The organism is Streptomyces misionensis (genome assembly GCF_900104815.1).
GTDB lineage: Bacteria > Actinomycetota > Actinomycetes > Streptomycetales > Streptomycetaceae > Streptomyces > Streptomyces misionensis.
This window is the reverse complement of sequence record NZ_FNTD01000004.1, coordinates 2,680,708-2,693,752: the sequence shown is the minus strand read 5'-3', so window position 1 is coordinate 2,693,752 and position 13,045 is coordinate 2,680,708. Positions and strand designations below refer to the sequence as shown.

The following is a 13,045-nucleotide window of genomic DNA, read 5'->3' as shown; positions in this document are numbered from 1 at the left end:
ATTGACCCGCGGCGATCACGGAGTCTTCACTCGTGCCCCCGCCGCGAGCAGCGACGGCGGCGGCAGCGGGACGTCCGCGGTGTCCGGCAGCGCCGGGACGGCCGGGACCGTGGTGGCGCCGGCGGTGGTGGCGTTCGGGAACTGCGGCTGCGGGCCGGGCGCGGCCACGTCGGTGAACGGGATGCCCCGGGGCGCCGCCGGCTTCGACCAGGTGCCGGACGGCGTGGGCGAGCCGGCGGGCGGCGGACAGGCCGCGGTGGCCGCGAGCCGGGCGGGCACGGTGGTGCGCAGCGTGTTGCCGCTCAGGCAGTTGCCCTTGCCGCGGGTGGCGGAGGGGAACGTCCAGCCGACGTCGACGCCGTTGGCGGCGAAGGTGTTGTCCGTGATCCGGTTGTCGTCGGAGGGCAGGTCGGCGGTCGCGGTGATCACGAACCCGGCGTCGGCGTTCCCGGTGATCCGGTTGCGCAGGAACCGGTTGCCGCTGCCGCCGTCGACCCCGACGCCGATGCCCCAGCCCCCGTCGGCCTGTTCGGGGGTCCCCGGCTGCTGGTTGTCCGCGATCAGGTTGCCGGCGACGACCGCGCCGCGCTGCGGCAGCAGCTTCTCCTGGTGGTCGGAGTCGGTGGTCAGGCCGACGCGGTTGCCGACGAACCGGTTGCCCACCACGTACATGTCCCCGCCGGCGTTGGTGCCCTCGTAGCCGACCGCGTTGAGCTCGGCGATGTTGTCCCGCACCACGACCCGGCACGGCTTGCACTGCCCGACGTAGATCCCCGAGTCGGCCCCGCCCGAGGCGTAGGAGTGCTCGATGACCCCGTTCTGCGCGGAGAACGCGTAGATGCCGTACAGCCCGTTGCGGGTCGCGGTCACGTACGAGACCAGGAACGACTTCAGGAAGGAGACGGGCTCGTCGCCGGTGTCGTAGCCGCCGCTGCGCCCCGGCAGCCCGGCGACGGCCGCCGCCGAGCCGGTCACCAGCACGCCGTTCTGCGTGTTGTTCCGCACGGTCAGGTTCTCCACGGCCACCCCGGGCGCCGCGACGACGACACCGTTCGGCTGCCGCAACCGTCCGTCGATGACGACCTTCTCCCGCGACTCGCCGCGCAGGGTGACGCGCGGCGTCCTGATCCTCACCGACTCGTGGTACTCGCCCGGCGCGACCAGCACCAGGTCGCCGGGCCGGGCCAGGGTCACCGCGTCCGAGATCGTCGGGGCGTCGGCGGGCACGTGGATCGTCACCCGGGCGCCGTCCGGCCGCCGTCCCTTGGCCGCGCCGTCGTCCCCGCCGCTGCCGCAGCCGGCCACCAGCGTCAGGGTGCCGAGTACCGCCGCCATCACGCGTAGAGCTAATCGAGGCATGATCCCAGAATGGCACGACGGACGAATTCCGCGCGGAAAACCGGAAGTTGGGCGTCATGTGCGAATCGGGTATGGCACTCTGCACCCCATGCGCCGAGCCGATCACCACCCGTCACGCCGCGCGTTCCTCGATGTCACCGGCGCGCTGGTGGCCACCGGCCTGGCCGCCGGGTGCACCGCGGACGCCGCCCGTCCGGGCCGGGCGGGCCCGGCGGCGACCGGCACGGCACGGGTGCCCGCGAGGGGCCGGCACCAGGCGGGCGTCACCCTTCCCCAGCCGGCCCAGCACCATCTGCTGGCCGTGGTGGCCGACCTCGGCGCCGGCGTGGCCCCCGGCCCGCTGCTCGCCGAACTCGGCACCGCCATCGCCGCGTTGACCTCCGGCAAGGATTCGCGCCTGCTCGGGCTGGAGCCGGGCGACCTCACCGTGACCGTCGGCGTGGGCCCGCGGCTGGTGCGCGCGGCCGGCGCCTCGCTGCCCGGCGCGACGGACCTCCCGCGGTTCACCCGCGAGCGGATCGCCCCCCGCGCGCGCGGCGGGGACCTGCTGCTCCAGATCTGCGCGAGCGACGCCCCGGTCGTACCGGTCGCCGCCGCCGCGCTCCTGCACCAGGCCGGTGACCGCGTCCGCGAACGCTGGCGGCAGTCGGGCCACCGCGGCGCGGACGTGCCTGTCGGCGAGGGCCTGGCCGCACCCCGCAACCTGCTCGGTTTCATCGACGGCATCGTGGGTCCGCACACCGCCGCCGAACAGCGGCGCGACCTGTGGCTGGCCGGGCCTCCCGCGGTCGCCGGGGGCACCATCGCCGTGCTGCGGCGCATGGAGCTGGACCTGCCGCGCTTCGCCGCCCTGCCGGTGGCCCGCCAGGAGGCGGTCTTCGGACGGCGCCGGGACAGCGGAGCGCCCCTGTCCGGCGGCCCCGCGGCCGCGGGCCCGGAACTCGGCGCCAAGACGCCCGACGGACGCTATCTCGTGCCCGCGGACGCCCATGCGCGCAGGGCGCACGCCTCCGTGGTCGGGGTCGGCCTCATGCTCCGCCGCTCCTACGGCATCGACGAGCCCGCCCCCGGGCTGCTCTTCATCAGCTTCCAGAACGACCTGCGGACCTTCACCGCCACCCTCGCCCACATGGACGTCTCCGACGCGCTGCTGCCCTTCACCACGACGACCGCGAGCGCGACGTTCCTGATCCTGCCGGGCTTCGACCGCGGGCACCCGCTCGGTTCCGGCCTGTTCGGCCGATCGCCCTCCGGCTGATCACCGTGCGGCCGTCCCCGTCCGGCCGTTCACCCCCGCACCCGCAAGCGAGTTGTCCGATTTGGCGCTTGTTTGATGGGATCTGGTGGTCGGAAGGTGGAGGTGAGCGCATAAATCGGTAGACGGGGGAATGGTGCCATGCTCGAAGACGTCTTCGACGCCGAGAACCTGCCGGTGCGGGACCGGGTGGAGGCATGGCGGGAGATCACGGCGAGCGCGTTGATCCCCAACGAGTTCCGGATCGACCCGGCGGCCGAGTTCCGGGCGTCGCTGCGGGCCGCGAACCTCGGCGGCGCGCAGGTGGCGGCCATGACCTACGGGTCGCACCGGACCCGGCGCACCCCCCGGCTGATCCGGCGGTCCGACCCCGAGATGTACGCGGTGGGGCTCGTCCTGCGGGGCGTGCAGGGCATCCTCCAGGACCAGTGCCACGCCTCCCTCGACGCGGGCGAGCTGGTCGTGTACTCCACCTCGCACCCGTTCGAGGCCGTGGTGGACGTCGGGGACGGCGTCGCGGCCTCCGTGGTGGTGCAGGTTCCGAGGGCCCTGGTGCCGTTGCCGCCGAACCGGGTGAACCGGCTGCTGGCCGCGCGGCTGCCGGGCCACGAGGGGGTGGGGCGGCTGCTCGCGGGCTTCCTCGTCCACCTGTCCACGGACACCGGGCCGTGCCGCCCCGCCGACGGCCACCGGCTCGGCGGTGTCCTCGTGGACCTGCTCACCGCGTGGCTGGCGCACCACGCCGACGCGGTGGACCGGACACCGGCCGAGACCCGCCGGGGCGTCCAGCTGCTGGAGGTCCAGCACTTCATCCGCCGCCACCTGGGCGACGCCGGACTGACGCCGGCCGCCGTGGCCGCCGCCCACCACATCTCCCTGCGGTCCCTGCACCGCCTCTTTCGCGAGCACGCCGCGGGCACGACGGTCGCCGCGTACATCCGCGACCAGCGGCTGGCCGCCGCGCGCCGCGACCTCGCCGACCCGCGGCTGGCCTCCCGGCCCGTGCACGCGACGGCGGCCCGGTGGGGCTTCCCCCGGGCCGCCGACTTCACCCGCGCCTTCCGCACCGCGTACGGCACGACGCCGAGCGAGTACCGCGCGTCGGCTCAGTAGGCGATCCAGCCCTTGGACGAGGACGTGCGGTTGAACTGGAGGTAGAAGCCCGAGCCGTGCAGGACGCCCTTGGCGACGACCGTCCAGACGCCCGCCCTGGCCGACGTCCAGCCGTTGCACGCGCCGGTCTTCTTGAAGCAGACCTTGACGCTGAGGCTGACGTCGGACTTCACGTTGATGTCGTTGCAGCTGGTGGTCGTGTAGGCCCACTTTCCGGTGGCGGGCCAGTGCGCGTTGCTGCTGCCGCCGCCCGCCGTGCTGGTGTAGTACCTGGCGGTGTCGTAACAGGACGCCTTGACCGCCGGGCCCGCCTTCGGCGCGGCGCCGGCCGGTGCGGCCGCGAGCATGGTGCCGCCCGCCACCAGGACGGCGGCGAGGGCGGCGGGTGCGATACGGGTACGGGTGCGCATGGAGCTTCCCCCTTGACTGAGCGGTTCGGTCAGGGGAAATGCTGACGGCCGCCACCCCGCGGCGCGTTAGCACCGAGCGCCGACGGCTTGGCACTGCGTGCCTGCCGCGGGGGAGGGCGGTGCGGGCCGGGACCGCGGTCCCGGTGTCCTTCGGCGATCCCTTCGAACCCGCACCGAACCTTCACGGTCGTGCCTAGGAACGTGACGCGGGTGGACCTTAGTCTTCCGCGCGTCATGGACTACTGCCTCCCGTGCCGACGGCACCTCAACGGCGCCCTGGTCTGCCCCGGGTGCGGCACACCGGCCGACCGGCCCGCGGTCCCCGCGTGGGAGGAACGGGACCGGGAGGGCCCGGACCGGGAGAAGGCGGCGGAGACGGAGCCGGCGGAGACGGAGCCGCCGGGGGAACCCGTACGGTCCCGCTCGGAACGGCGTGGCCGCAGGGCCGCCGCCCACCGTCGCCGCCGTCGCCGCACCCTCCTGGTCGCCGCGGGCCTCCTGCTGGCGGCGGGCGGACTCGGGGCGGCCGAACTCGGCACGGACGCACCCCTGGCGCCGTTCGCCGGGGGCGGTGCGGACACGCCCGCCGCGGACGCCTCGGCGGGCGCCGGCGCGAGCGGCGCGGGCGGCGCCGCGTCCCCGGGCGGCCGTGCTGCCGTGCCGTCCCCGGGCGGTGCCGCTCCTTCCGCCTCCGGCTCCCCGGCGGCACGGGCGTCCGCGTCCGCCTCCGGTTCCGCGTCCCCCTCGGCCGGCACCTCCGCCACCGCCACGGACGAGCCGCCGTCGTCCCCGGCCGCCGGCAGCGGCGGCGCACCGGCCCCCACGAGCCCCGCCACCCCGCCGGCCACCGCCCCCGCCACCAGCCCTCCGGCCTCCGCGCCGCCACCCCCCGCGCCCTCGCCCACCCGCACCTGCTCACGCTTCCTGTGGTGGTGCGGCTGAGCCGGTCCGCTGCCACGCGCCTCTTCCGTGCCATCGGCCATCCGGGGCATCGGTGACACCGTCGGGCCTTTCGGGCGGTTGAGCCGGGCAGGAACACCGGTCGAGCAGAGGTCGAGTGGAGGAGAGCGGATGACGCGGGACATCACCGTGCGCGGCACGGTCGCCGAGGGCTACGAGGCGGTGCGCGAGGAGTTCGCCGCCTTAGTCGCGGGCGAACGCGAGGACTACGAGGGCCAGTTGTGTGCCTACGTGCACGGGCGGCGGGTCGTGGACCTGTGGGCGGGTGATGGCGCGGCGGGCGACGCGCTGTACGGCGTGTTCTCCGCGGGCAAGGGTGCCGCGCACCTCGTCGCGGCGCTGCTGGCGCAGGACGGCACGCTGGAGCTGGACCGCAAAGTCACTTACTACTGGCCCGAGTTCGGAGCCGAGGGCAAGTGCGAGCTGACGTTGCGGGACCTGCTGGCGCACCGGGCCGGACTGGTCGGCACCGACGCCGGCTTCACCCGCGCGGAGCTGGCCGACGACCGTGCGATCGCCGAACACCTTGCCGACCAGCGGCCGTTCTGGCGTCCGGGCGCCGCCTTCGGCTACCACGCCCTGGTCATCTGCGCATTGACGGGGGAGGTGGTGCGCCGGGCCACCGGACGCACCGTCCAGGAGCTCTACGAGGACCGGATTCGCGCCCCCTACGCCCTCGACCTGCACCTGGGCCTGCCCGCCGTGGAGGAGTCCCGCTTCCGCCCGGTCCAGCCGCCGCTGCCCACCCCCGAGCAGCAGGCGGCCGTCGACGCGCTGCGCGCCGGTCCGCACACCCTCTCGGCGATCGCCTTCAACCGGCACGCGGCCGAACCGACCGAACTGGAGCGGCTGCACGACGACCCGCTGATCCGCGCCAAGGGCCCCGCCTCGGTGGGCGCGGTCGGCTCGGCGCGGGGGCTGGCGCGGATGTACGCGGCGATGATCGGCGAGGTGGACGGCAAGGCGCCGCTGCTGAAGCCGGACACGGTCGCGGAGTTCGGCCGCATCCACTCGGTCGGCCACGACCTGGTGACCCGCACCCACAAGACCTTCGGGCTCGGCTTCCAGGCCACCGCCGACCTCTGGTACCCGTTCCTGGGCGCGGGCGCGCTCGGGCACAGCGGCGCGTGCGGCGCCCAGGCATTCGCCGACCCCCGCAGCGGCCTCGCCTACGGCTACACCCGCCGCCGCTTCCTCTTCCCCTACGGGGCCGCCCCGGAGAACGCCCGGCTGGCGCGGGCGGTGCACAGAGCGGCGCTGGCCGTGGGCTGACCCGCGGTTCAGGCCAGCGTGACGGTGATGTTCCCGCGCGTCGCCTTCGAGTACGGGCACACCTGGTGGGCCTTGTCCACCAGGGCCCGGGCGGTGGCCGCGTCGGCGTTCGGGATGTGCGCGGAGATCTCCACGATGATCCCGAAGCCCTCCTCGTTCCTGCCGATCCCGACCTTCGCGGTCACGGTCGAGCCGGAGACGTCGGCGCCCTCCTGCCGGGCCACGACGGCCAGCGCGCCCTGGAAGCAGGCGCTGTACCCGGCGGCGAACAGCTGCTCCGGATTGGTCCCGGCGCCGCTGCCGCCCATCTCCGCGGGCGGGTTGACGACGACGTCGAGCCTGCCGTCGTCGGTGGCGACACGGCCGTCCCGGCCGTTCTCGGCGGTGGCGACGGCCGTGTACAGCACATCGGACTGGGTGATGGGCATGCGGTGTCCTCCTGGTCGGTCCGCCGCCGACTCGCGCCCACGATCGACGGCGGATTTCGGAAAGAAGTTACCGCAAGACGGAAGCTCTGGGGAGGTCAGAGCTTGACGATCATCTTCCCGGTGTTGTCCCCGCGCAGCAGTCCGAGGAACGCCTCCAGGGTGTTCTCGATGCCGTCGACCACGGTCTCCCGGTACTTCAGCCGCCCCGACGCCACCCAGGGGCCGACCTCGCGCACGAACTCCGGCTGGAGGTCGCGGTGGTCGTTGACGAGGAAGCCCTCGATCCGGCCGCGCGTCTGGATCAGCCGGGCGAGATTGCGCGGGCCGGGCGCGGGCTCGGTGTTGTTGTAGACCGAGATCATGCCGCAGATGGCGATCCGGCCGCCCTCGCGCAGCGACCCGATCGCCGCCTCCAGGTGGTCGCCGCCGACGTTGTCGAAGTACACGTCGATGCCGTCCGGCGCCGCCTCGCGCAGCTGCTCGGAGACCGGCCCGTCCTTGTAGTTGAACGCGGCGTCGAAGCCGTACTCCTCCACCAGCAGGCGCACCTTCTCGTCCGAACCGGCCGAGCCGATCACCCGCGCGGCGCCCTTGAGCTTGGCGATCTGCCCGACCTGGCTGCCCACGGCGCCCGCCGCGCCGGAGACGAAGACGATGTCGCCCTCCTTGAAGGCGGCGGTGCGCAGCAGGCCCGCGTAGGCGGTCAGCCCGGTCATGCCGAGCACGCCCAGGTACGACGACAGGGGCGCGGCCTCGGGATCGACCTTGACGGCGTGCTCCGCGCCGATGGCGGCGTACTCGCGCCAGCCGAGGGGGTGCAGCACGTGGTCGCCGACGGAGAAGCCCTCGGCGCGGGACTCGATCACCTCGCCGACCGCGCCGCCCTGCATCGCCTTGCCCAGCTCGAAGGGGGGCACGTACGACTTCTGGGCGCTCATCCGGCCGCGCATGTACGGGTCCACGGAGAGGTATGTGTTCCGCACCAGCACCTGGCCCTCGCGCGGGGTCGGGAGCGGGGACTCGACCAGCGCGAAGTCCTCGGGCTTCGGCCAGCCGACGGGCCGGCTGAGCAGGTGCCATTCGCGGTTGACGGTCGTCGCGGTCATCACGGGAAGCCTTTCGTTTACTTCAGTGCCTGAAACAACGGTGCAGCTGAATATTTCATGTTGTCAAGTAAAGGGGTACGCTGGTGGGCATGGCCACACCGCACCACACCCGTCCGGACCAGCTGACCACGGACGTCGTCGAACTCATCGCCGAGGTCGTCGCGCGCTACCACGCGGACTACGACGAGGCCGCCTCGGCCCACGCGCTCACCGGTGCCCAGGCCAAACTGCTCAGCCTGCTCGCGCTCGGACCGACGCCCATGCGCAAGCTCGCGCAGAAGATGAAGTGCGAGCCGTCGAACGTGACCGGGATCGTGGACCGCCTGGAGGCCCGCCGGCTGGCCGAGCGCCGCGCCGACCCCGCCGACCGCCGGGTGAAGGTGGCCGCCGCCACGGAGGAGGGGCTGCGGGTGGCCCGGGACCTGCGCGAGGGCCTGCGCTTCGCGCGCGAGCCGCTGGCCGGGCTGTCGGAGGACGAGCGGCGCACCCTGCGGGACCTGCTGCGTCGCATGCTCGACGGGTGAACCTGCCGCCGGCGAGCTGTGGGTAGGGTTTCGCCATGCGTGATCTCGGGGTGGGTTTCCGTTTTCTTCTCGACGGCCAGCGGTGGGTGGTCCGGCACGGCCGGCAGTACGGCTTCGCGCTGCTGCCGGGCCTGATCGCGCTGGTCCTCTACGTGGTCGCGCTGATCGCCCTCGCGGTGTGGGGCGGGGACGCGGTGAGCTGGGCGACCCCGTTCGCGGACCACTGGGCGAGCCCCTGGCAGTCGCTGTTCCGCGGCTTCCTCACGGCGGTGCTGTTCGCGCTCGGCCTGCTGCTCGCCGTGCTCACCTTCACCGCGGTGACCCTGCTGATAGGCCAGCCGTTCTACGAGAACCTCTCCGAGCGGGTCGACGCCGACGTCTCGCCCGACGGCACGGCCCCCCGCTCGGACCTCCCCCTCGCGCGCGAGCTGTGGACGTCGGCCCGCGACAGCGTCCGGATCCTCGTCCGGGCGCTGGTCTGGGGCGTCCTGCTCTTCGCCCTGGGGCTGCTGCCGTTCGTCGGCCAGACCGTCGTGCCCGTCCTCGGCTTCTTCGTCACCGGCTTCTTCCTCACCGAGGAGCTGACCGCGGTCGCCCTCCAGCGCCGGGGCGTCGAACTCCGCGCCCGGCTCGCCCTGTTGCGCTCGCGCCGGATGCTGGTGTGGGGCTACGGAACGCCGCTCGGGCTGGCCTTCCTGGTGCCGTTCGTGGCGGTGTTCCTGATGCCGGGCGCGGTGGCCGGCGCCACGCTCCTCGCCCGGGAACTGCTGGGCGAGGACCGCGCGGAGGAGCTGGCACCGGCCGAGGAGCCCGCCTCCTGACGGCCCGCCCCGCTCAGTCGGCAGTGGTCCTGAACCGCCGCCGGTACTCGGTCGGCGTGGTGTCCAGCCTGCGCCGGAAGGCCCGGACCAGGGTGTCGAGGGTGCCGAACCCACAGGCGGCCGCGATGCGTTCGAGCGTGGCGTCGGTGGACTCCAGCTGGTTGCGCGCGTGTTCCACGCGCACCGACTCGATGTAGGCGTGCGGGGTCGTGCCCAGCTCGTTCTTGAAGATCCTGGTGAGCTGCCGGTCGCTGATGTGCGCGTGTTCCGCGAGCTGGGCGACGGTCAGCGGCTCGGCGATGTGGCGCAGCACGTAGTGGCGCAGATCCTCGATGCGCCGCGTCGTGGAGACCTGCTCCAGAGGGACGCTGAACTGGCTCTGCCCGCTGGGCCGTTTCAGGTACATCACCAGCTGCCGGGCGACCCGCAGCGCGACGGCCTCGCCGAGGTCGTCGGCGATCAGCGCGAGGGAGAGGTCGAGACAGGCGCTGATGCCCGCGCCGGTCCACACGTTCCCCTGCCGGATGAAGATCGGGTCGGCGTCGACCGCCACCGCCGGGTGGTCGGCGGCCAGTTGCCGCGCGGTCGACCAGTGCGTGGTGGCGCGCTTGCCGTCGAGCAGTCCGGCCGCCGCGAGGATGTGGGCGCCGACGCAGACGGAGGCCACCCTGCGGGTGCGGTCGGCGAGTTCCCGCACCCGCCGCACCAGCGCCGGGTCCACCAGCGGGTGCACGCGGTGGTCGCCGTCCACCTCCACCGCCCCCGGCACGATCACCGTGTCGATGCCGCGCGCCGCCAGTCCGTCGAAGGTGACGTCGGGCAGCACCCGCACCCCGGCGGCCGTGACCACCGGGTCCATGGTCTCGGCGGCGAGCACCACCTCGTACGCGGCCGCCTCCTCCGTCTCGCGCCGCGCGAGGTGGAAGACCTCCGGCGGCCCGGTGACGTCGAGCAGGTCGACCTGGTCGAACAGGACGATCACGATCAGCTGGCGGGCGGTGCGCACGAACCCCTCCGGACGGTCAGGACGACACCGGCCTCCGCGATGTCGGTTTCTGCATGCTAGACGTCATTGCCGACGCGACGGGGCGGGCCATAGCGTCATAGGCGCAAGCCGCCGCACGGCGCGCTGCCTCGCCAACTCCCGATTTCTCAGGCGGTATTCCATGCCCAGAACGACGCTGCGTCAGCTCAACGGCTTCGACGAGACCCCCGCGAAGCTGGCCGATTCCACCCTGGTCCTGATCGACTACCAGAACACCTACACCACCGGTGTGATGGAGCTGGACGGCTGGCAGCCGGCCCTCGACGCCGCGGCCCGGCTGCTGGAACGCGCCCGCCGGGAGGGCGCCAAGGTCATCCACGTCGTCAACGACGGCGGCGAGGGCACGCCGTACGACATCCGCGCCGAGATCGGACGGATCCACCCGAGCGTGGCCGCGGCCGACGGCGAGCCCGTCGTCGTCAAGCAGGCCCCCGACGCCTTCCACGGCACCGAACTGGGCCGGCTGGTGGACGAGGCGGGCCGCGGCGACCTGGTCATCGCCGGCTTCATGACCCACATGTGCGTGGCCTTCACCGCCCAGGGCGCCTTCCTGCGCGGCAACCGGCCCACCGTGGTGGCCGACGCCTGCGCCACCCGCGCGCTGCCGGTCAACGGAACGGAACTGGACGCCCAGGGCGTGCACCTCAGCGCCCTCGCCACCATCGCCGACCTGTACGGGGTCGTCGTCGCGTCCCAGGAGGAGCTGGGCCGATGAGGTCAACGCGCCGCATCGCCGCGCTCGGCACCGCCGCCCTCCTCAGCGCCACGCTCGCCGCGTGCGGCTCCGGCTCGCAGGACTCCTCCGCCGCGAAGCCGGCCGCGGCGCCCGCCGCACGGACGAACGTCGCCGAGGACACCACGACGCTGCGCGAGCTCAACGGCTTCGACGAGACCCCGGCCACGCTCTCCGACGCCACGCTCATCCTGGTCGACTACCAGAACACCTACACCGACGGTGTCATGGAACTCGACGGCTGGAAGCCGGCCGTGGCCAACGCCAAGGCGCTGCTGAACCGGGCCCGCGCGGCGGGCACGCCGGTCATCCACATCGTCGACAAGGGCTACGACCTCTCGTCGAAGGCCGGACAGATCATCCCGGACCTCGAGCCCGCGAAGGGCGAGCCGGTCGTCCGCAAGAGCGTTCCGGACGGCTTCCACGGCACCGATCTCGCGCAGAAGGTCAAGCAGGCGGGGCGCAAGAACGTCATCGTCGCCGGCTTCATGACCAACATGTGCGTCCTGTTCACCACGCAGGGCGCGTTCCTGGCCGGCTACCACCCCACCGTCGTGGCCGACGCCTCGGCCACCCGGCCGCTGCCGCTGAAGGGCGACCCCGAGGGCATCCCCGCGCGGCAGGTGCACGAGGCCGCCCTCGCCACGGTCCAGGACCTCTACGGCGTCGTGGTGCCGTCGCAGAAATCCCTGACCTGATCCGCCGCGGCGTACGCCGCCGGTGCCCCCGGGCACCCATGGACCGGCCGGCCCGCCGGTGACCGGACACGCCGGCAGGCCGGCCCACCCCCACGAACACCCCCACGCCCCCCCACGCCTTTCCCCCCACCCCACGAAGACCGATCACTGATCACGGAAAGACGGGGCATGACCACTCGCAGAGGATTTCTGGGGACCGTTTCCGCCGTAGGGGCAGCCACCCTGCTGATGGAGACCCAGGCGGCCACCAACGCCTCGGCCGCGACCACCGCGACCGACGAGAAGGCCGCGCGGGACGCGATACGCGGCGTCAACTCCGGGATGCGCGCCAACTACGCGTCCCTGAAGGCAGAACTGATCAAGCACCTCAGCCCGGTCGTCGTCGTGCAGAACAACGCCGTCGGCGGGCGCTTCACCCTGATCGACAAGGGCGTCCAGGTGGAGACGGTGGACCCGGTTCCGGAGTACTTCGAACTGGCCAAGTCCATCGCCCACGTGCCCCTCGGCATCTACTCGGTGATCGCCGCCTACCTCGGCGGCAAGGTGCCGAACATCCCCAACGCCGACCGCATCGACCCGCACGACCTGGCCATGGTCGCCTTCAAGGCCGCGGGCGACACCGGCTGGACCACCCCGCTGACCAGCTTCCGGACCACCCTCAACGCGGCCCGCACCAAGCTGCCCACGGCGAACCTCCCCGCCGACCTGGAGACCTCCAGCAACACCATCCTCACCGAGGCCATCCGGTTCATCGACACCGCCCTCGGCGCCAAGTCCTTCGACATGGTGGCCTTCAACCAGTTCGCCGCCACCGTCTACCCGTCCATCCGGGTCAACATGACCTTCGCCTCCACCGCGCAGATCACCGGCATCGAGGCGCTGATGAAGCGGTGGCGGGCGCTGATCGGCGAAGCCGCGTGGAGCGACCTGTACGTCATGGTGCTGTCGATCTGGACGACCGCCGAACTGAACCAGGCGTCCATCATCATCCGGCGCACCATGAACCAGGCGAAGGTGGACACCCACCTCATCGACCTGCCGACCGCGGAGACCCCCGCGGACCCGATCGGCGTGGCCCTGGACAACCTCGCCCGCATCGTCCAGGACAACGTGGCGGCCGAGATGGTCTTCAACTCCGCCCTCGACGTCGCCGACGCCCTCAAGGGCAAGGAGGACCTGCTCTCGAAGGAGATCCTCAAGCAGCTCGACGGCACCGCGCCCGCCGCCAGGACCGCCGCCTTCGGCGCGGCGGCGGCCGGCACCTGCCCGGTCACCGGGCGGACCGCCACCGTCTGACCGACCCGGCGTCCCCCGGCCCGCA

The 13,045-nt window shown here is 73.1% G+C and carries 14 protein-coding genes; 9 read left to right on the top strand and 5 right to left on the bottom strand.

Annotated features, from left to right (window positions below; translation table 11 throughout):
* Positions 1–15: 15 nt before the first annotated feature.
* Positions 16–1,359, bottom strand: a complete 1,344-nt coding sequence (locus tag BLW85_RS13910) for a right-handed parallel beta-helix repeat-containing protein (RefSeq protein ID WP_074992204.1) — start codon at positions 1,357–1,359, stop codon at positions 16–18.
* An 88-nt stretch (positions 1,360–1,447) separates the two neighbouring features.
* Here BLW85_RS13910 and BLW85_RS13905 point away from each other — a divergent pair, with 88 nt between their 5' ends.
* Both BLW85_RS13905 and BLW85_RS13900 read left to right on the top strand, forming a co-directional pair.
* Positions 1,448–2,617, top strand: coding sequence for a Dyp-type peroxidase (locus BLW85_RS13905; RefSeq protein WP_074992202.1), 1,170 nt, complete (start codon positions 1,448–1,450; stop codon positions 2,615–2,617).
* Positions 2,618–2,755: 138 nt separating this feature from the next.
* Complete coding sequence (locus tag BLW85_RS13900) at positions 2,756–3,727, top strand: AraC-like ligand-binding domain-containing protein (protein ID WP_074992200.1); 972 nt, start codon at positions 2,756–2,758, stop codon at positions 3,725–3,727.
* On the opposite strand, the gene BLW85_RS13895 is transcribed toward BLW85_RS13900, so the two are convergent.
* A complete protein-coding gene (locus BLW85_RS13895; RefSeq protein ID WP_070025242.1) occupies positions 3,721–4,137 on the bottom strand; it encodes a hypothetical protein in 417 nt (138 codons plus the stop codon). The two genes, BLW85_RS13900 and BLW85_RS13895, sit on opposite strands and share 7 nt — an antisense overlap.
* A gap of 234 nt (positions 4,138–4,371) precedes the next feature.
* Here BLW85_RS13895 and BLW85_RS13890 point away from each other — a divergent pair, with 234 nt between their 5' ends.
* Positions 4,372–5,079 carry an SCO2400 family protein gene (locus BLW85_RS13890; RefSeq protein ID WP_070025243.1) on the top strand — a complete coding sequence of 236 codons (708 nt, stop codon included), beginning with the start codon at positions 4,372–4,374 and terminating at the stop codon, positions 5,077–5,079.
* A gap of 129 nt (positions 5,080–5,208) precedes the next feature.
* A complete protein-coding gene (locus tag BLW85_RS13885; protein ID WP_070025244.1) occupies positions 5,209–6,369 on the top strand; it encodes a serine hydrolase domain-containing protein in 1,161 nt (386 codons plus the stop codon).
* A gap of 8 nt (positions 6,370–6,377) precedes the next feature.
* On the opposite strand, the gene BLW85_RS13880 is transcribed toward BLW85_RS13885, so the two are convergent.
* Together BLW85_RS13880 and BLW85_RS13875 are read right to left on the bottom strand one after the other, a co-directional pair.
* Positions 6,378–6,797, bottom strand: a complete 420-nt coding sequence (locus BLW85_RS13880) for an organic hydroperoxide resistance protein (RefSeq protein WP_070025245.1) — start codon at positions 6,795–6,797, stop codon at positions 6,378–6,380.
* A 95-nt stretch (positions 6,798–6,892) separates the two neighbouring features.
* Positions 6,893–7,903: an NADP-dependent oxidoreductase gene (locus BLW85_RS13875; RefSeq protein WP_074992198.1), complete on the bottom strand. Its 1,011-nt coding sequence runs from the start codon at positions 7,901–7,903 to the stop codon at positions 6,893–6,895.
* Positions 7,904–7,992: 89 nt separating this feature from the next.
* Here BLW85_RS13875 and BLW85_RS13870 point away from each other — a divergent pair, with 89 nt between their 5' ends.
* Both BLW85_RS13870 and BLW85_RS13865 read left to right on the top strand, forming a co-directional pair.
* The gene (locus tag BLW85_RS13870) at positions 7,993–8,427 is read left to right on the top strand and encodes a MarR family winged helix-turn-helix transcriptional regulator (RefSeq protein ID WP_070025261.1); all 435 of its coding nucleotides are present in this window, start codon (positions 7,993–7,995) and stop codon (positions 8,425–8,427) included.
* Between the two features lie 35 nt (positions 8,428–8,462).
* Entirely contained in the window at positions 8,463–9,248 is a 786-nt protein-coding gene (locus BLW85_RS13865; protein WP_070025247.1) for an EI24 domain-containing protein, read from the top strand.
* A gap of 13 nt (positions 9,249–9,261) precedes the next feature.
* Here BLW85_RS13865 and BLW85_RS13860 read toward each other — a convergent pair whose 3' ends face one another.
* On the bottom strand, positions 9,262–10,254 hold the full coding sequence (locus tag BLW85_RS13860; protein ID WP_070025248.1) for a GlxA family transcriptional regulator: 993 nt from the start codon (positions 10,252–10,254) through the stop codon (positions 9,262–9,264).
* A 160-nt stretch (positions 10,255–10,414) separates the two neighbouring features.
* Between BLW85_RS13860 and BLW85_RS13855 the strand changes: the two genes are divergently transcribed.
* The 3 genes from BLW85_RS13855 to BLW85_RS13845 all read left to right on the top strand — a co-directional run bounded on the left by BLW85_RS13855 (position 10,415) and on the right by BLW85_RS13845 (position 13,020).
* A complete protein-coding gene (locus BLW85_RS13855; protein ID WP_070025249.1) occupies positions 10,415–11,008 on the top strand; it encodes a cysteine hydrolase family protein in 594 nt (197 codons plus the stop codon).
* Positions 11,005–11,724, top strand: coding sequence for a cysteine hydrolase family protein (locus BLW85_RS13850; protein WP_079172332.1), 720 nt, complete (start codon positions 11,005–11,007; stop codon positions 11,722–11,724). The genes BLW85_RS13855 and BLW85_RS13850 overlap by 4 nt, the downstream gene beginning before the upstream one ends.
* A gap of 168 nt (positions 11,725–11,892) precedes the next feature.
* Positions 11,893–13,020: a hypothetical protein gene (locus tag BLW85_RS13845; protein ID WP_074992196.1), complete on the top strand. Its 1,128-nt coding sequence runs from the start codon at positions 11,893–11,895 to the stop codon at positions 13,018–13,020.
* Positions 13,021–13,045 lie beyond the last annotated feature (25 nt).